The organism is Nonomuraea soli (assembly GCF_013761175.1).
GTDB classification, from domain to species: Bacteria; Actinomycetota; Actinomycetes; order Streptosporangiales; family Streptosporangiaceae; genus Nonomuraea; species Nonomuraea soli.
In genome coordinates this window covers 986,776-1,004,413 of record NZ_JACDUR010000001.1, presented here as the reverse complement: position 1 = coordinate 1,004,413, position 17,638 = coordinate 986,776, and the positions used below count along the sequence as shown (strand labels likewise).

Annotated in this window: 13 protein-coding genes; 5 read left to right on the top strand and 8 right to left on the bottom strand. The window is 70.1% G+C overall.

What is annotated here, in order from left to right; translation table 11 throughout:
- Positions 1–50 precede the first annotated feature (50 nt).
- A complete protein-coding gene (locus tag HNR30_RS47285; protein ID WP_181608400.1) occupies positions 51–3,893 on the top strand; it encodes a discoidin domain-containing protein in 3,843 nt (1,280 codons plus the stop codon).
- A 49-nt stretch (positions 3,894–3,942) separates the two neighbouring features.
- On the opposite strand, the gene pyrF is transcribed toward HNR30_RS47285, so the two are convergent.
- From pyrF to pyrR, 8 genes are read right to left on the bottom strand one after another with little or no spacing between them, the layout of a single operon-like run.
- Entirely contained in the window at positions 3,943–4,644 is a 702-nt protein-coding gene (gene pyrF, locus HNR30_RS04785; protein ID WP_181608399.1) for an orotidine-5'-phosphate decarboxylase, read from the bottom strand.
- Positions 4,645–4,652: 8 nt separating this feature from the next.
- Positions 4,653–5,621 carry a dihydroorotate dehydrogenase gene (locus HNR30_RS04780; protein WP_181608398.1) on the bottom strand — a complete coding sequence of 323 codons (969 nt, stop codon included), beginning with the start codon at positions 5,619–5,621 and terminating at the stop codon, positions 4,653–4,655.
- Between the two features lie 23 nt (positions 5,622–5,644).
- Positions 5,645–6,496, bottom strand: coding sequence for a dihydroorotate dehydrogenase electron transfer subunit (locus tag HNR30_RS04775; RefSeq protein ID WP_376771725.1), 852 nt, complete (start codon positions 6,494–6,496; stop codon positions 5,645–5,647).
- Positions 6,497–6,515: 19 nt separating this feature from the next.
- On the bottom strand, positions 6,516–9,803 hold the full coding sequence (gene carB, locus HNR30_RS04770; protein WP_181608396.1) for a carbamoyl-phosphate synthase large subunit: 3,288 nt from the start codon (positions 9,801–9,803) through the stop codon (positions 6,516–6,518).
- The gene (gene carA, locus HNR30_RS04765; protein ID WP_181608395.1) at positions 9,790–10,896 is read right to left on the bottom strand and encodes a glutamine-hydrolyzing carbamoyl-phosphate synthase small subunit; all 1,107 of its coding nucleotides are present in this window, start codon (positions 10,894–10,896) and stop codon (positions 9,790–9,792) included. The genes carB and carA overlap by 14 nt, the downstream gene beginning before the upstream one ends.
- On the bottom strand, positions 10,893–12,179 hold the full coding sequence (locus HNR30_RS04760; RefSeq protein ID WP_181608394.1) for a dihydroorotase: 1,287 nt from the start codon (positions 12,177–12,179) through the stop codon (positions 10,893–10,895). The genes carA and HNR30_RS04760 overlap by 4 nt, the downstream gene beginning before the upstream one ends.
- Positions 12,179–13,093, bottom strand: a complete 915-nt coding sequence (locus HNR30_RS04755; RefSeq protein WP_181608393.1) for an aspartate carbamoyltransferase catalytic subunit — start codon at positions 13,091–13,093, stop codon at positions 12,179–12,181. The genes HNR30_RS04760 and HNR30_RS04755 overlap by 1 nt, the downstream gene beginning before the upstream one ends.
- Entirely contained in the window at positions 13,090–13,632 is a 543-nt protein-coding gene (gene pyrR, locus HNR30_RS04750; protein ID WP_181608392.1) for a bifunctional pyr operon transcriptional regulator/uracil phosphoribosyltransferase PyrR, read from the bottom strand. Before pyrR ends, HNR30_RS04755 begins: the two co-directional genes overlap by 4 nt.
- Before the next feature lie 139 nt (positions 13,633–13,771).
- Between pyrR and HNR30_RS04745 the strand changes: the two genes are divergently transcribed.
- The 4 genes from HNR30_RS04745 to HNR30_RS04730 all read left to right on the top strand — a co-directional run bounded on the left by HNR30_RS04745 (position 13,772) and on the right by HNR30_RS04730 (position 17,626).
- Complete coding sequence (locus tag HNR30_RS04745; protein ID WP_181608391.1) at positions 13,772–14,665, top strand: F0F1 ATP synthase subunit gamma; 894 nt, start codon at positions 13,772–13,774, stop codon at positions 14,663–14,665.
- A 60-nt stretch (positions 14,666–14,725) separates the two neighbouring features.
- A complete protein-coding gene (locus tag HNR30_RS04740) occupies positions 14,726–14,941 on the top strand; it encodes a DUF3040 domain-containing protein (protein ID WP_181608390.1) in 216 nt (71 codons plus the stop codon).
- 61 nt (positions 14,942–15,002) lie between these two features.
- A complete protein-coding gene (locus tag HNR30_RS04735) occupies positions 15,003–16,385 on the top strand; it encodes an amino acid permease (protein WP_181608389.1) in 1,383 nt (460 codons plus the stop codon).
- Complete coding sequence (locus HNR30_RS04730) at positions 16,382–17,626, top strand: arginine deiminase (RefSeq protein ID WP_181608388.1); 1,245 nt, start codon at positions 16,382–16,384, stop codon at positions 17,624–17,626. The genes HNR30_RS04735 and HNR30_RS04730 overlap by 4 nt, the downstream gene beginning before the upstream one ends.
- The last annotated feature ends 12 nt before the right edge of the window (positions 17,627–17,638 follow it).

The following is a 17,638-nucleotide window of genomic DNA, read 5'->3' as shown; positions in this document are numbered from 1 at the left end:
CCGGAAAAGTTAGGAATCCTTCCTAACTAAACCCCAGCCAGGAGCACTGGATGTTACGTGTTCTCTCCGCTGTCGTTCTCGCCCTCTCGGCCACGCCCCTCGTGGCGCACGCCGCCGCGCCGGCGGCAGCCGTACCCGACCTGACCAGCGCGAACCGGCGCGCCCCCATCCCTGCCCTGCCCGACTGGAGCAAGGCAGGCTACCGGGGCGGCGCCGCGCTGCCCGGCCCCGGCCACCCCGACACGGCCTGCCACCTGACCCCCGCGACGCTGGCCTCCCAGTACGGCGTGCGCGCCGACGGCAGCGACGCGAGCGCCGGGCTGCAGCGGGCGATCGACTTCGTCCGCACCACCTGCACCCCCGGCGGCGGCTACGACAAGCTGGCCTCGATCACGCTGCCGGCCGGGCGGATCGTGGTCTCCAGGCAGCTCGGCCTCGACGCCGACTACCTGATCCTGCGCGGCGCGGGGATGGGCCGGACGATCCTCGCCTTCCGCCCCGACGTGAACACCCGCTACGACACCCTCACCCCGGACGGCAGCGACTGGGACGAGGACGGCATGACCCACGGGGCCGGCAAGGGCGGCTGGACGTGGCCGGGCCGCGGCCTGCTGCGGGTGCAGACCCGTGAGGTGCACAGCAAGTACGCCTCCGACTACTCCTCCGCCCCGGCCAACCGCAAGGACATCTTCGAGGGCAGCGTCAACCAGCACTGGGCCGGCGGCGTGCCGCTGCGTGAGGGTTCGGCGACCGGCGCCACGCAGATCAAGCTGGCCACCAACGCCGACATGTCGCGCTTCAAGGTCGGCGGCCACCTGTGGGTGGGCGCGGCCAACAGCGTGAAGTTCTACCAGCAGCAGACGGTCACCGACACCGCGCAGTACATGAACCTGCACATGCGCCAGCAGATCTTCCAGATCACCGCCGTCGACGCCTCGGGCAGGCACCTCACGATCGACAAGCCCCTGGAGTACGACCTGCCGCTCAACTCCACCTCCGACGGCTCCGCCGCGATCGGCGGCACGGTCTACCCCAGCCGCGTCACCCCGCTCAAGGTCGTGCAGGGCGTCGGCATCGAGGACCTGACCCTCACCCAGGACCTCGACGGCATGCCCAAGCTCGGCGGCGGCACCTACGACGTGACCCCTGACGACGCGAGGTTCAACTACGGCAACATGGCGCCGGAGTACGCCCAGCACGGCATCGTCCTGAAATGGGCGGCCAACGTGTGGATCCGCCGGGTCGGCACGCTGATGACCGGCTCGCACGCCGTCGTCACCGAGAGCGCCAAGAACATCCAGGTTCAGGAGTCGAGCTTCGACGGCTCGTGGAACAAGGGCAAGGGCGGCAACGGCTACTTCCGCGGCTCACGCGTGTGGGACTCGCTGTACGCGCACAACACCAGCCGCAACCTGCGCCACTTCACCTTCCAGTGGTCGGCGTCGAACAACGTGGCGATCGGCAACGACTTCGACTCCGACCTCAACCTGCACGGCGGCTGGGAGCGGCGCAACCTGTTCGAGAACAACAAGGTCGCCGTGCCGTACGAGCACGCGTCGGGCAACTGCCGGGCCAACTGCGGCGGCGAGGGCGGCGCCGAGCCCGACGATTCGAGCTGGTGGCCGATCTGGTGGGGTGCGGGGCCGAAGGCGGCCAAGTGGTCGGGCTCCACGGGCCCCCAGAACGTGTTCTACAACAACCAGCTGACCAAGCAGACCACGCAGGGCGGCGCCTACCAGGCCTACTATCCCGACCGGCAGCGCCTCTACCAGTTCGGCAGCTCGGCCTCCGACGCCTCGCGGTTCCAGCACCTGGCGACCGGCGGCAGCACCATCCCCGACTGGGCCGGGCGGGAGACGGTGGACTTCACCGGCTCGGGCGTGCACGCCTCCATGACGGACTCGTCGGGCTCGCTCTTCCTGAAGAGCTCCGGCGGCGAACCGGGTGACACCACGCCGCCCGGCGTGCCCGGCAGCCTGCGCTCGACCGGCACGACCACGACGAGCGTCTCCCTCGCCTGGAACGCCTCCACCGACAACGTCGGCGTCGCCGGCTACGACCTCTACCGCGGCTCCGCCCTGGTGGCGACTGTCACCGGCACCACCCACACCGACACCGGACTGACCCCCTCGACCAGCTATACCTACACGGTCAAGGCCAAGGACGCCGCGGGCAACACCTCCGGCGCGAGCAACGCCGTCACCGCCACCACCGCCCAGGGCGGCGCCGAGAGCCTGCTCTCGCAGGGCCGCCCGGCCACCGCCTCCTCGATCGAGGCGCCGGGCTTCGAGGCGGCCAAGGCGTTCGACGGCAACACCACCTCCACCCGGTGGGCGTCGCTGGAGGGCGTCGATCCGCAGTGGATCCAGGTCGACCTCGGCACGAGCGCGACCATCTCGCGGGTGAAGCTCACCTGGGAGGCGGCCTACGGCAGGGGCTACCGCGTGGAGACCTCACCCGACGGCTCCACCTGGACGAGCGTCCACAGCACGGCCACCGGCGACGGCGGCGTCGACGACATCGCGGTCAGCGGCACCGGACGCTACGTGCGGGTGTACGGCACGGCGCGCGGCACCCAGTGGGGCTACTCCCTGTTCGAGGTCCAGGTGTACGGCACGCCCGGATCGGGCGGAGGCGACACGACCCCGCCGGGCGTGCCCGGCAGCCTGCGCTCGACCGGCACCACGTCGTCCACGATAAGCCTGGCCTGGAACGCCGCCACCGACAACGTCGGCGTCACCGGCTACGACCTCTACCGGGGGTCCACCCTCGTCGCCACCGTCACCGGCACCACCCACACCGACACCGGACTGACCCCCTCGACGAGCCACACCTACACCGTCAAGGCCCGCGACGCCGCGGGCAACACCTCCGGCGCGAGCGACGCCGTCACCGCCACCACCCAGAGCGGGGGCGGCGGCACCGTCGTCGACGTCTCCACCGCCGCCCAGCTGAGCAGCGCCCTGGCCGCCGCCCAGCCGGGCCAGACCATCCGCCTGGCGGCCGGGGAGTATCGCGGCTCCTTCGTCACCCAGCGGGCCGGGACGGCCTCCTCCCCGATCACCCTGACGGGGCCGCAGAACGCGGTCCTGATCAACGACGGTCCTTCGGGCAGCGCCCCGTCGTGCCCGGCGCCGGCCGCCGGCTGGGACTCGGGCTACGGGGTGTGGCTGTACGGCGCGCCGTACTGGAAGCTCACCGGCTTCACGGTCAAGGAGTCGAAGAAGGGCATCGTGCTGGACGACTCCCATCACGTGACCCTGGACGGCGTCACCGTGCACCACACCGACGAGGAGGGCGTGCACTTCCGCAGGTCCTCGGCCGACGGGGTGATCCAGAACTCGACGATCACCCACGCCGGGCTGGTCCAGCCGGGCTACGGCGAGGGCGTCTACCTCGGCTCGGCCGCCTCCAACTGGGGCTGCCACGGCAACTCGGGCGGCGTCGACCGCTCCGACCGGGTCAAGGTCGTCGGCAACACCTTCGGCCCCGGCATCGCCGCCGAGCACATCGACGTCAAGGAGGGCACCTCCGGCGGCCTCATCAAGGACAACACCTTCAACGGCACCGGCATCTCCGGGCAGAACTCCGGCGACTCCTGGGTGGACGTCAAGGGCACCGGCTACGTGATCGAGGGCAACACCGGCACCTTCTCCTCCCCCGGCACCTTCGCCAACGGCTACGAGACGCACAACCCGTCGACGACGCCGTCGTTCCTCAACGGATGCGGCAACGTCTGGCGCGGCAACGGCTCGAACCTCGGCGGGACCGGGAAGTACGCGATCTACATCAGCTCGACCTCGAAGTGCGCGGCGGACCCCAATGTCGTGTACGCCTCCAACACCGTGGCGAACGCGGTGACGGGATTGACCAACATCACGGTCACCCCGTAGGGACGGCCGCTCCGGGGCCCGCCGCCGGGCCCCGGAGCGGTTCTCGCGGTCAGACCGGGTGCGAGGTGCGGCGCAGCGAGGCCGCGATGCCCGCCGCCGCGGCGCCGGGGTCGGCGGAGCCGGTGATGGGCCGCCCGATCACCAGCAGGTCGGCCCCGTCGGCCAGCGCCTGCTCGGGCGTGGCGACCCTGGCCTGATCCTGGGAGTCGGCTCCTGGCGGCCGCACGCCGGGGGTGATGAGCGTGATGCCGGGACCCACCTCGGCGCGCACGGCCGCCACCTCGTTCGGCGAGCACACCAGGGCGCGGGCGCCCGCGCCGACCGACAGGGCGGCCAGGCGGCGCACGGCGTCCTCGGCGGGACCCGCCAGGCCCACGGCGGCCAGGTCCGCGTCGGTCAGGGAGGTGAGCACGGTGACGGCGGCGATCTGGGTGTGCGGGGCGGCCTCGACCGCCGCGCGGATCATGGCCGGGCCTCCCGCGGCGTGCACGGTCAGGAACGCCGGCCGCAGCCGGGCCACGGCGCGCGTGGCGCCCGCGACGGTGTTGGGGATGTCGTGCAGCTTGAGGTCGAGAAAGACCTGGACGCCCGAGGCGCCGCGCACCGAGGCGATGACGTCGGGGCCGTAGCGCAGGTAGAGCTCCAGCCCGACCTTGACCGTGCTGACGTGCGGGGTGACCAGGGCGGCCCAGCGGGCGGCGGTCTCCAGGTCGGGCGCGTCCAGGGCGACGGCGATGGGGGCGGGAGTCATGCCCGAATTCACAGTGAACTCTCCTCGTGCAGGTGCCGCGCCGGGCTGCCGGGCGGCCGGTGGGCCACGCCGACCGCGTCGGCGAGACGTTGGAATCCGCGTGCCTGCAGCAGATCGGCGAGTTCTCGCTCGATGCGCAGGCACGCGTACGGGTCGTGGAAGAGCGCGGTGCCGACGCCGACGGCGCAGGCTCCGGCCAGGATGAGCTGGAGCGCGTCGGAGCCGGTCAGCACCCCGCCCATGCCGATGATCGGCACGCGCGGCAGGGCCGCGTGGACCTGCCAGACGCAGCGGACGGCCAGCGGCAGGATCGCCGGCCCCGAAAGGCCCCCGGTGCCGGCGGCGAGCGCGGGCCGCAGCGTCGCGGTGTCGATCGCCATCCCCAGCGGGTTGTTGATCATGGAGAGCGCGTCGGCGCCCGCGTCGGCGCAGGCCGTGGCCACCGCCACGATGTCGGCCACGTCGGGCGAGAGCTTGGCGATGACCGGCACGTCGCCGAGCATGATCGAGCGCACCGAGCCGACCACCTCGGCGGAGGCGGCGCCCTCGCGGGCGAAGACCCTGCCGCGGTCCTCGATGTTGGGGCAGGCCAGGTTGACCTCGACGGCCGTGACGCCCGGCGCGTCGGCCAGCCGCCTGGCCAGCGCGGAGTACTCGTTGACCGTCCCGCCGCCGATCGACACGACGGTCCTGATGCCGCGCTGGGCCAGCCAGGGCAGCTCCCGCTCCAGGAAGGAGTCGATGCCGGGGCCCTGGAGCCCGACGGCGTTGAGCAGGCCCGAGGGCGTCTCGGCCATGCGCGGCGTCGGCCGGCCCGCGCGGGGCGCCATGGTGATCGACGGGGTGGTCAGCGCGCCGAGGCGGTGCAGGTCGAAGAACTGCGCCAGCTCCCTGCCGGTGCCCGCGCAGCCCGCGGCCGTGATGACGGGACCGTCGAGCTCCACGTGCGCCAGGAAGGTGCGCATGTCAACGGACATGGCGGGCGCCTCCCTGCCGGTGCTCAGCTGACATGGCGGGCGCCTCCTCCTGGCGCTCCCTGGGCGTCGAACGGGATGGTGCCCACGTCCTCGAACCGCACCCGCTCACCGCGGAAGACCGGCCCGTCGACGCACGCCCGCACCATCCGCGTCACCCCGTCGTCGCCGATCACCGGCAGCACGCAGGTCATGCAGATGCCGATCCCGCAGGCCATCGCCTCCTCGGCGACCACCTGGACCGGGATGTCGAACTTGATCGCCACCGAGGTCACCGCCCGCATCACCTCCATCGGACCGCACGCGTAGACGACGTCGGCGCGGGTGTCGGTGATCACCGAGGCCAGCACGTCCGTCACCTCCCCACGGAGTCCGAGTGAGCCGTCACGGGTGGACAGTGTCGTCGTCTCGGCGATGCGCCGTGCCCGCATGGCGCCGAAGACCCGGTCGGCGGAGCCTCCGCCCAGCACGAAGTCGACCCGGCAGCTGCGCGCGAGCAGAGTGTCGGCCAGCGGGAACAGGACCGCCGAGCCGTACTCGAAGCCGACCAGCACCACGCTGACCGGGTCGCGGGGCACCGGGAAGGGCCTGCCCAGCGGTCCGACCAGGTCGAGGGTGTCGCGGGCACGCCGCTCCGCCAGCCACTCGGTGCCGGGGCCGCGCACGGTGAAGACCAGCTCCACCGTGCCGCCGTAGTCGGATCGCACGTCGTGGACGGAGAACGAGCGCCGCGTCAGCATCGACGAGCGCGAGCCGCCGACGGCCACCGAGACGAAGTGGCCGGGGCGGAACCGCTCGGCGATGCCGGGCGCCACCACGGTCAGCGCATGGTAGGCATCGACACGGCGCGTCGTCAGCACCGTGCCGGTCACCTGCACCGGCGTCGTGGCCGTAAGCTCACCCCCGCAAGGATCGTGCGTGCTCCTGAAGGGACCGTACGCCCACATCTCCCCGCACGATCGCCTGGATACCCGCCGCCGCGGCGGCCAGACCCTGGACCGTGGTGATGCACGGGATGCCGCGCAGCACCGCAGCGGTGCGGATGTCGTAGCCGTCCAGCCGCGGCCCGGACTGCCCGGGGCTGCCGAACGGGGTGTTCACGATCAGGTCCACCTCTCCGTCGAGGATGCGCTGGACGATCGTGGGCTCGCCGTCGGGTCCCGCGCCGTCGCTCTGCTTTCGCACGATCTTGGCATGGACTCCGTTACGGCGCAGCACCTCCGCGGTGCCCTCGGTAGCCAGGATCTCGAAGCCGAGGTCGGCCAGGGCGCGCACCGGGAAGATCATCGAGCGCTTGTCGCGGTTGGCGACCGAGACGAACGCGCGGCCCTTGGTGGGCAGCTCGCCGTAGGCTCCGGCCTGCGACTTGGCGTAGGCGATGCCGAAGAACTCGTCGATGCCCATGACCTCGCCGGTCGAGCGCATCTCGGGTCCGAGCACGGTGTCGACGCCGCGGAAGCGGTTGAACGGCAGCACCGCCTCCTTGACCGCGATCGAGGCGTCGAGCGGCAGCGTGCCGCCGTCGCCCTCGGCCGGGAGCATGCCCTCCTCGCGCAGGGAGGCGATGGTGGCGCCCATCATGACCCTCGCGCACGCCTTGGCCAGCGGCACCGCGGTCGCCTTGGAGACGAACGGCACCGTACGGCTGGCACGCGGGTTGGCCTCCAGCACGTAGAGCACGCCGGCGGACATGGCGTACTGCACGTTCAGCAGGCCGCGCACCCCGACGCCGCGCGCGATGCCGAGGGTGGCCTCGCGGATGCGCTTGATGTCGGCGCCGCCGAGCGTGATCGGCGGCAGCGCGCACGCCGAGTCGCCGGAGTGGATGCCGGCCTCCTCGATGTGCTCCATCACGCCGCCGAGGTAGAGCTCCTCGCCGTCGAACAGGGCGTCGACGTCGATCTCGATGGCCTCGTCGAGGAACTTGTCGACCAGGACGGGGTGCCCGCCCTCCTGCGCCGCCATGTAGGTGGTGAGGGTCTCGTCGTCGTAGACGATCGCCATGCCCGCGCCGCCCAGCACGTAGGAGGGGCGGACCAGGACGGGGTAGCCGATCTCCTCGGCGATGGCCAGGGCCTCGCCGACGGTCAGCGCCGTGCCGTGCTTGGGCGCGGGCAGCCCGGCCTCGGCCAGCACGCGCCCGAACGCGCCGCGCTCCTCGGCCAGGTGGATCGACTCCGGCGAGGTGCCGACGACCGGCACCCCGGCGTCCTTGAGCGCCTGCGCCAGGCCCAGCGGGGTCTGGCCGCCGAGCTGCACGATCACGCCCGCCACCGGGCCCGTCTGCTGCTCGGCGTGGACGACCTCGAGCACGTCTTCGAGGGTGAGCGGCTCGAAGTAGAGCCGGTCGGAGGTGTCGTAGTCGGTCGAGACCGTCTCCGGGTTGCAGTTGACCATGACGGTCTCGAATCCGGCGCGCGACAGCTCGAAGCTCGCGTGGACGCAGGCGTAGTCGAACTCGATGCCCTGGCCGATGCGGTTGGGGCCGCTGCCGAGGATGATGACCTTCGGGCGGTCGCCGTACGGGACCTCGGTCTCCTCGTCGTAGGTGGAGTACAGGTAGGGCGTCTTGGCGGCGAACTCGGCCGCGCAGGTGTCGACGGTGTTGTACACCGGGCGCAGGCCCAGGGCGTGGCGCAGGTCGCGCACGCGCGACTCGTCCATGCCGCGGATCTCGCCGATCTGGGCGTCGGAGAAGCCGTGGTGCTTGGCGGTGGCCAGCACCTCCAGCGACAGCTGCGGGGCGGCGGCGACGGCTCGGGCCTGCTCGTCGATGAGGAAGAGCTGGTCGATGAACCACGGGTCGACGTTGGTCGCCTCGAAAAGCTCCTCGGGTGTCGCACCCGCCCTGATGGCCTGCTGCATCGTGCGCAGGCGGCCGTCGTGGGGGGTGCGGCAGTCGTCGAGCAGCTCGCCCTTGGGCGCGACGTGGCCGGTCCAGGAGAAGGAGGAACCCTTCTTCTCCAGCGAACGCAGCGCCTTCTGCAGCGCCTCGGGGAAGGAGCGGCCGATGGCCATCGCCTCGCCGACCGACTTCATGTGGGTGGTGAGGGTCTGGTCGGCGCCGCGGAACTTCTCGAAGGCGAAGCGCGGAACCTTGACCACGATGTAGTCGAGCGTCGGCTCGAAGGAGGCGGGGGTCTCCTTCGTGATGTCGTTGGGGATCTCGTCGAGGGTGTAGCCGATGGCGAGTTTGGCGGCGATCTTGGCGATCGGGAATCCGGTGGCCTTGGAGGCCAGGGCGGAGGATCGGGAGACGCGCGGGTTCATCTCGATGACGATCATGCGGCCGGTGCGCGGGTCGATGGCGAACTGGATGTTGCAGCCGCCGGTGTCGACGCCGACCTCGCGGATGACGGCGATGGCCACGTCGCGCATGTTCTGGTATTCGCGGTCGGTCAGCGTCAGCGCCGGGGCGACGGTCACCGAGTCGCCGGTGTGCACGCCCATCGGGTCGATGTTCTCGATCGAGCAGACGATGACGACGTTGTCGGCCTTGTCGCGCATCACCTCCAGCTCGTACTCCTTCCAGCCGAGGATCGACTCTTCCAGGAGCACCTCGGTGGTCGGCGAGGCGTCGAGCCCGGCACCGGCGATGCGGCGCAGGTCGTCCTCGTCGTAGGCGAAGCCGGACCCCAGCCCGCCCATGGTGAAGGAGGGCCGCACGACCAGCGGGTAGCCGAGCACGTCGACCGCGGCCAGGCACTCCTCCATCGTGTGGCAGATCACGCTGCGCGCGGAGTCGGCGTTGAGGCCCTTCTCCGCGGCGACCTTGGCGACGATCTCCTTGAACTTCTCGCGGTTCTCCCCCGCCTGGATGGCGTCGAAGTCGGCGCCGATCAGCTCGACGTCGTAGCGCTCCAGCACGCCCGCCTCGTGCAGCGCGACCGCGGTGTTCAGGGCGGTCTGGCCGCCCAGGGTGGGCAGAAGCGCGTCGGGGCGCTCCTTGGCGATGATCTTCTCGACGAACTCCGGGGTGATCGGCTCGACGTAGGTGGCGTCGGCGAACTCCGGATCCGTCATGATCGTGGCCGGGTTGGAGTTGACCAGGATGACCCGGAACCCCTCGGCGCGCAGCACCCGGCAGGCCTGGGTGCCGGAGTAGTCGAACTCGCAGGCCTGGCCGATGACGATCGGCCCTGAACCGATGACCAGGATCGACCTGATGTCGTCACGCTTGGGCACGGCTCATGACCTCACAGAACTCGTCGAAGAGGTAGGCGGCGTCGTGGGGACCGGCGGCCGCCTCGGGGTGGTACTGCACGCTGAAGGCCGTGCCGTCGAGCAACCTCAGCCCTTCGACGCAGTCGTCGTTGAGGTTGACGTGCGAGACTTCCGCATCGCCGTACGGGGTCTCGAAGGTTCGGTCCAGGGGAGCCTCGACCGCGAAGCCGTGGTTGTGCGCGGAGATCTCGACCTTGCCGGTGCGCCGGTCCTGGACCGGCTGGTTGACGCCCCGGTGGCCGTAACGCAGCTTGTAGGTGCCCAGCCCGAGCGCGCGGCCGAAGATCTGGTTGCCGAAGCAGATGCCGAAGAAGGGGATCTTGGCGGCGAGCACCTGCTGGAGCACGCTCACGTCGGCGGTGGCGGGGTCGCCGGGGCCGTTGGAGAAGAAGACGCCGTCGGGGGCGACGGCGGTGATCTGCTCGAAGGTCGCGGTCGCGGGCAGCACGTGCACCTCACAGCCGCGCTCGGCCATGCGCTGCGGCGTCATGCCCTTGATGCCCAGGTCGATCGCGGCGACGGTGAACCGCTTCTCGCCGATCGCCTCGACCACGTACGGCTCGGCGGCCGAGACCTCGGTGGCCAGCTCGGCGCCGGTCATCTGGGGCGCCTGACGCACCTTCTCGACCAGGGCCTCGACGGACTCGGACGGGTCGGAGAAGATCCCGGCCCGCATCGCGCCGCGCTCGCGCAGATGGCGGGTCAGGGCGCGGGTGCCCTGGATGGCGATGCCGACGACACCCTGCTCCTTGAGGTAGGTGTCGAGCGAGCGGTTGGCCCGCCAGTTGGAGACGACGCGGGAGGGCTCGCGCACGACGTATCCGGCGACCCAGACCTTCGACGACTCGGGGTCCTCGTCGTTGACGCCGGTGTTGCCGATGTGGGGCGCGGTCATCGCGACGATCTGGCGGTGGTAGGAGGGGTCGGTGAGGGTCTCCTGGTAGCCGGTCATGCCGGTGTTGAAGACCATCTCGCCGAAGGTCTCACCCTCGGCGCCGTAGGGGGTGCCCCGAAAGACGCGTCCGTCTTCCAGGACCAGGACGGCGTTACTCAAGCGAGTTTCCCTTCGAGGACGGTGGCCTTCCCGCGCAGGAAGGTCGCGACGACCTTGCCGGGCAGCGAGATGCCTTCATAAGGGGTGTTACGGCTCTTGGAGGCGAACATGTCGGGCTTGATCTCGGTCCGCGCGGTGGGGTCGTAGAGCACGATGTTCGCCGGAGCGCCCACCTCCAGCGGACGGCCGTGGCCGGACAGGCGGCCGATGCGGGCCGGGGCGGCCGACATGCGCTCGGCGACGCCCGCCCAGTCGAGCAGGCCGGTGTCGACCATCGCCTCCTGGACCACGCTCAGCGCGGTCTCCAGGCCGATCATGCCCATGGCCGCCGCGGCCCACTCGGTCTCCTTGTCCTCGACCGGGTGCGGGGCGTGGTCGGTGGCGACGATGTCGATCGTGCCGTCGGCCAGCGCGGCGCGCAGCGCCTCCACGTCGGCCGAGGTGCGCAGCGGCGGGTTGACCTTGTAGATCGGGTTGTAGGAGCCGACCGGCGACTCCTCCACCAGCTCGTCGGTGAGCAGCAGGTGGTGCGGGGTGACCTCGGCGGTGACGTTCCAGCCCTTGCCCTTGGCCCAGCGGATGATCTCGACGGAGCCGGCGGTGGAGACGTGGCAGACGTGCAGGCGCGAGCCGACGTGCGCGGCCAGCAGGCAGTCGCGGGCGATGATCGCCTCCTCGGCGACCGCCGGCCAGCCGGCCAGGCCCAGGCGCCCGGAGACGACGCCCTCGTTCATCTGGGCGTCCTTGGTGAGCTTGGGCTCCTGGGCGTGCTGGGCCACGACGCCGTCGAAGGCCTTGACGTACTCCAGGGCGCGGCGCATCAGCACCGCGTCGTCGACGCACTTGCCGTCGTCGGAGAAGACCCGGACGCGGGCGGCCGAGTCGGCCATCGCGCCCAGCTCGGCCAGCTGCCTGCCCTCCAGGCCGACGGTGACCGCGCCGACCGGCTGCACGTCGCAGTAGCCGTGCTCCTGGCCCAGCCGCCAGATCTGCTCGACGACGCCCGCGGTGTCGGCGACGGGCATGGTGTTGGCCATGGCGTGCACGGCGGTGTAGCCGCCCTTGGCGGCCGACTGGGTGCCGGTGAGCACCGTCTCGGCGTCTTCGCGGCCGGGCTCGCGCAGGTGGGTGTGCAGGTCGACCAGGCCGGGCAGCGCGATGGCGCCGCGGCCGTCGATCTCCTGAGGGCCGGTCAGGTCCTGGCCGATCTCGGCGATGACGCCGTCTTCGATCCGGATGTCGGCGGCCTCGCCGCCCAGGATGCGAACGTTCTTGATAATCATCAGATCTCTCCCCCGAGCAGCAGGTACAGGACGGCCATGCGAGTGGTGACGCCGTTGGCGACCTGCTCGACGATGGTGGAGCGCGCCGAGTCGGCCACCTCGGCGGCGATCTCCATGCCCCGGTTCATCGGCCCTGGGTGCATGACGATCGCGTCGTCGGGCAGCTTGGCGAACCGGTCGCGGTCGAGACCGTAGCGGCGGGAGTATTCGCGCTCGCTGGGGAAGTAGGCGGCGTTCATGCGCTCCTTCTGCACCCGGAGCATCATGATCACGTCGGACTTGGGCAGCACCGCGTCGAGGTCGTAGGACACGTCGCACGGCCAGGTGCCGACCGAGACCGGCAGCAGGGTGGGCGGCGCGACCAGGGTCACGTCGGCGCCCAGGGTGCTGAGCAGCAGCACGTTCGAGCGGGCCACGCGGCTGTGCAGCACGTCGCCGACGATCGTGATCTTGCGGCCTTCGAGGTTCTTCAGGTGACGCCGCATCGTGAAGGCGTCGAGCAGGGCCTGCGTGGGGTGCTCGTGGGTGCCGTCGCCCGCGTTGACGACGCTGCCGCGGATCCAGTTGGCCAGGCGGTACGGCGCGCCGGAGGCGCCGTGGCGCATGACGACCGCGTCGGCGCCCATGGCCTCCAGGGTCAGCGCGGTGTCCTTCAGCGACTCGCCCTTGGAGACCGACGAGCCCTTGGCCGAGAAGTTGATGACGTCGGCCGACAGGCGCTTGGCGGCGGCCTCGAAGGAGATGCGGGTGCGGGTGGAGTCCTCGAAGAACAGGTTGACCACCGTGCGGCCGCGCAGGGTCGGCAGCTTCTTGATGGAACGTTCCGAGACCCTCGCCAGCTCCTCGGCGGTGTCGAGGATGAGCAGCGCGTCGTCCTTGGACAGGTCGGCTGCGGAAATGAGGTGCTTGTTCACTTAATCAGCTCCACGGCGTCGCGTCCGTCGGTCTCCGCGAGGAAGACCTTGACCTTCTCGCTCTTGGCGGTCGGCAGGTTCTTGCCGACGTAGTCGGCTCGGATGGGCAGCTCTCTGTGCCCTCGGTCGACCAGGACGGCCAGCTGTACGGCACGCGGCCGGCCCAGGTCGTTGAGCGCGTCGAGAGCGGCGCGGATGGTGCGACCGGAGAAGAGAACGTCGTCGACCAGGACGATCAGTTTGTCGTCGATGCCGTCGGCGGGGAGCTCGGTGTGGCCCAGCGCGCGGGCGGGCTTGGTGCGCAGGTCGTCGCGGTACATCGTGATGTCGAGCGAGCCGACCGGCACCTTGACGTCCTCGACCTGCTCCAGCCGCTCGCCGATGCGATGGGCGAGGGTGGCGCCGCGGGTGGGGATGCCCAGGAGGATCACGTCGGAGGCGCCCTTGGTGCGCTCGAGGATCTCGTGGGCGATGCGGGTCAGAGCCCGGTGGATGTCAGGGCCTTCAAGCACGGCCCTGGATGAGGAGTTTTCGGACATGCGAAAAGCTCACCGCCTTTCCCGCCTCACGGGACGGGTCTTAAAAGGGTGTCGGTCGAGACACACAGTACCAGGCGCCACCTGCTGCGACAGGTGGGGGGTACCGTGGGTGATCACACTCTGCCATCGGGGGGATGCAGTGGGTGCGCAGCTGCGCCAGATCCGCCAGCGGATCAAGTCCATCAAGTCGACCGCGAAGATCACCCGCGCCCAGGAGCTCATCGCCTCGTCGCGTGTGGGCAAGGCCCGCGACCGCGCCTTCGCCGCCGGGCCGTACGCGCGCGAGATCGCCAAGGCGGCCTCGATCCTGGTCAGCCACAATCTGGCGGTCAACCACGCGCTGCTGAACCGGCGGCCGGACACCTCGCGGGTGGCCGTGGTGCTCATGACCAGCGACCGCGGGTTCTGCGGCGGATACAACAACAACGTCATCCGCCAGGCCCAGGCCCTCACCGAGCTCCTGCGCGGGGAGGGCAAGCAGCCGGAGTACTACGTGATCGGCTCCAAGGGCGTCGACTGGTTCCGCTTCCGCGACCGCGAGATGGCCGGGCAGTGGGCGGGCATGACGGGCCAGCCCGACTACGCCACGGCGGCCGAGGTGGGACAGCGCCTGATCGACGCCTTCGACATGCCCACGCGCGACGGCGGCGTGGGCGAGGTGCACGTCATCTACACCGAGTTCGTCTCGATGCTCAACCAGCGCACGACCGTGCACCGGATCCTGCCGATGGAGATCGAGGAGGCACCGGAGGGCGGCGAGGGGACGGCGCTGCCGCCCTACGAGTTCGAGCCCTCGGCCAGGGAGGTGCTGGACGAGATGCTGCGCAAGTACGTGCGTTCGCGGATCTGGTTCATGATGCTCACCTCGGCCGCCGCGGAGTGGGCGGCGCGGCGCACGGCGATGATGTCGGCCACGGAGAACGCCCACGACCTCATCTCGGCCCTCACCAGGCAGGCCAACGAGGCCAGGCAGGCGGAGATCACCACCGAGCTCACGGAGATCGTGGGCGGCGTCGAGGCACTGAAGCAGTAGTTGGCACAAAACGGTAAAAACGGATAAAACATCCCTCAAGTCTCATTGGGGGAGGTTTCCATGGCCTTGACGTCTCGGGAAGAGCGCAAGCTCCGCAAGATCGCCGCGCAGCTCATCGCCGAAGACCCGATTCTCAGCCGTGACCTCGCCGATCACGGCCGGGGCTCGGTGACCGCCGAGCGCATCCCTGGCCGCTGGGACGCCTGGCCGATCGCGCTCCTGGCCGTCTGCCTGGCCGTGTTCGCCGTCACACTCACCCTGACCACTACGTTTTGACACTTTTAGTGCCGGGCACGTCACTCTTCGTAATATCGGGGGGTAATGTGCGGGGGCACTCATGGGGGAACCGAGGCCGCCTGGCGGCCTGACAACGACGCCCGAGCAGGCGGTCGCCGCCGGTGACGGCAAGCGCACGCTCGGGCTGGGCGCCGCGATCGCCCTGCTCGTCGGCAACGTGGTGGGCACCGGCATCTTCGTGCTCCCCACCTCGCTGGCCGCGTTCGGCACCGTCAGCCTCATCGCGATGGTGCTGTGCACGATCGGCGCCGTCGCGCTGGCCCTGGTCTTCGGCAAGCTCGGAGCACGCGTGCCCGCGGGCGGCGGGCCGTACGCCTACGCGCGCGAGGCGTTCGGCGAGTTCATCGGCTTCTGGACGGCCTGGTCGTTCTGGCTGACCGCCTGGATCGGCAACGCCGCCATCGCCGTCGGCTGGGTGGCCTACGTCAACTACTTCGTCCCGTGGGACAGCAGGCCGGGCAAGATCGTGATCGCGCTGATCGGCCTGTGGATCCCCGCTCTGATCAACATGGCGGGCGCCAAGAACATGGCGCTCTTCCAGATGGTCACCACGGTCCTGAAGTTCGTTCCGCTGCTCTTCGTCGGCCTGGTCGGCATCTTCTTCATCCAGGGCGGCAACTTCGGCCCGTTCCTGGCCGAGGGCTCCGGCCTGGCCGCCACGCTGGTGGCCATCAGCGCGGCCGGCGCGATCACCCTGTTCATCTACTCCGGCGTCGAGAGCGTCACGATCGCGGCGGAGAAGATCAAGGACCCGGCCCGCAACATCGGCCGCGCCAGCCTGCTGGGAGTCCTGGCCTGCGCGGTGCTCTACCTGCTCAGCACCGTCGCCGTGATGGGCATCGTCCCGCACGGCCAGCTCGTCAACTCCGCGGCGCCCTTCGCCGACGCCATCAACACGATGTTCGGCGGCACCTGGGGCGGCGGCATCATGGCCGCCTGCGCCATCATCTCCGGCATCGGCGCGCTGAACGGCTGGACCATGCTGGTCGCCGAGATGCCGCTGGCGGCGGCCAAGGACGGGATGTTCCCCACCCTGTTCGCCAAGGAGTCGCGGCGCGGGGCGCCGATCAACGGCATCCTCATCGGCACCATCCTGACCTCGCTGATGGCGGTGTTCGCCTACTTCCAGGAGAACGCCTTCAACTCGGTCGTCCTGCTGGCCAGCTTCACCACGGCGATTCCCTACTTCTTCTCGGCCTGCGCGCAGCTGTGGTGGCTCTACACCGGTGAACGCCAGGTCCACAAGGGCAGTCTCACCAAGGACATCACCATCGCCATCATCGCGATCTTCTTCTCGTTCTGGATCGTTTACGGCTCCGGCGCCGACGCGGTGCTGCTGGCGATGCTCATCATGCTCATCGGGGTACCTGTCTACATCTGGCAGAAGGCCAGGCGTGGCGAATATGGAGTGGCCAAGTCATGACATTTCACGTGGATTCCGAGGTAGGCAAGCTCTACCAGGTCATGCTGCACAAGCCTGAGCTGGCCCTGAAGCGCCTCACCCCGACCAACAAGGACGAGTTCCTCTTCGACGACGTGCTGTGGGTTCAGCGCGCCCTGGAGGAGCACGAGGAGTGGCAGCAGGTGCTGCGCGACCGCGGCATCACCGTCTACATGCTGGCCGAGCTGCTCCAGCAGTCGACCGACATCCCCGAGGCGCGCAAGCACATCCTCGACGGGATCATCGACGACCGCTGGTTCGGGCCGATGGCCACCGACGCCATCCGCAACACGCTCGACTCGATGGACTCGGCCACGCTCCAGCCGTACCTGACCGGCGGCATCACCAAGCGCGAGCTCATGGAGATGGGGTGCAACCCCAAGTCCGTCGCCTTCCGCGTGCTGGAGATGGACGACTTCATCCTGCCGCCGCTGCCCAACCACCTGTTCACCCGCGACACCTCGTGCTGGGTGTACAACGGGGTCTCCATCAACGCCATGAAGAAGAAGGCGCGGATGCGGGAGACCGTCAACATGGAGGCGATCTACCGCTACCACCCGCTGTTCGCCGACGGCTACGGCCGGCCGCAGTCGGGCGGCTTCCACGTGTGGATGCCCGGCCAGGCCGCCGCGCCCGCCACGATCGAGGGCGGCGACGTCCTGGTCATCGGCCGCGGCGCCGTCCTGATCGGCATGAGCGAGCGCACCCAGCCGCAGGCCGTGGAGATGCTCGCACACAACCTGTTCTCGAACGGGGCCGCCAAGAAGATCGTGGCGCTGAACATGCCGAAGGCGCGGGCGTTCATGCACCTCGACACGGTCATGACCAACGTGGACGTGGGCGTCTTCACCAAGTACGCCGGTCTGGGCATGCTGCCGTCCTACACGATCGAGCCGGGCGACAACGACAAGGAGCTGAAGGTCACCGACCACGCTCCGGAAGACATGCACAAGGCCATCGCCAGGGCGCTCGACCTCGACGACATCAAGGTCCTCACCGCGACCCAGGACGTCTACGCCGCCGAACGCGAGCAGTGGGACGACGGCTGCAACGTCCTGGCCATCGAGCCCGGCGTGGTGGTCGCCTACGAGCGCAACACCACGACCAACAACTTCCTGCGCTCCGAGGGCATCGAGGTCATCACCATCCGGGGCAGCGAGCTGGGACGCGGCCGGGGCGGACCCCGCTGCATGAGCTGCCCGCTCGAGCGCGACGGCATCTAGACACGACTTTCG

Excerpts from the sequence above, each read along its gene's own strand:
- HNR30_RS47285 (WP_181608400.1), top strand. The coding sequence starts at position 51 with ATGTTACGTGTTCTCTCCGCTGTCGTTCTCGCCCTCTCGGCCACGCCC.
- pyrF (WP_181608399.1), bottom strand. The coding sequence starts at position 4,644 with ATGACTCCCGCCCCCATCGCCGTCGCCCTGGACGCGCCCGACCTGGAG.
- HNR30_RS04780 (WP_181608398.1), bottom strand. The coding sequence starts at position 5,621 with ATGTCCGTTGACATGCGCACCTTCCTGGCGCACGTGGAGCTCGACGGT.
- HNR30_RS04760 (WP_181608394.1), bottom strand. The coding sequence starts at position 12,179 with ATGATTATCAAGAACGTTCGCATCCTGGGCGGCGAGGCCGCCGACATC.
- pyrR (WP_181608392.1), bottom strand. The coding sequence starts at position 13,632 with ATGTCCGAAAACTCCTCATCCAGGGCCGTGCTTGAAGGCCCTGACATC.
- HNR30_RS04740 (WP_181608390.1), top strand. The coding sequence starts at position 14,726 with ATGGCCTTGACGTCTCGGGAAGAGCGCAAGCTCCGCAAGATCGCCGCG.
- HNR30_RS04735 (WP_181608389.1), top strand. The coding sequence starts at position 15,003 with ATGGGGGAACCGAGGCCGCCTGGCGGCCTGACAACGACGCCCGAGCAG.
- HNR30_RS04730 (WP_181608388.1), top strand. The coding sequence starts at position 16,382 with ATGACATTTCACGTGGATTCCGAGGTAGGCAAGCTCTACCAGGTCATG.